Source organism: Peribacillus sp. SIMBA_075, assembly GCF_046534585.1.
In genome coordinates this window covers 1-244 of the sequence record NZ_JAWRYN010001381.1, presented here as the reverse complement: position 1 = coordinate 244, position 244 = coordinate 1, and the positions used below count along the sequence as shown (strand labels likewise).

General features: G+C 39.3%; 1 pseudogene. It reads right to left on the bottom strand.

Annotated features, from left to right (window positions below):
- A pseudogene (locus SB775_RS32865) lies at positions 1–244 on the bottom strand (glycosyltransferase); the annotation flags it as partial.

The following is a 244-nucleotide window of genomic DNA, read 5'->3' as shown; positions in this document are numbered from 1 at the left end:
AGCGAAACCTACTCCTAAAATGATTTTGCTATCTAGAGGCAGGTTGTGTTTTTTTCGTAATTCGCTTCTAGCTTTTGCAATATTGTTCTTATAAGGATTGTGGTTAAACAAGCCTTGAGGGAGGATGTGACATTTTTGATGATCTAATTGGGTGATTGTACGGAATTTTTCATACACGTACTGTGAAGGGAAGACAATTTTGTAAGCGAACTGGGCAATGTTTCTAGCTTTCCCCTCGGCAGAG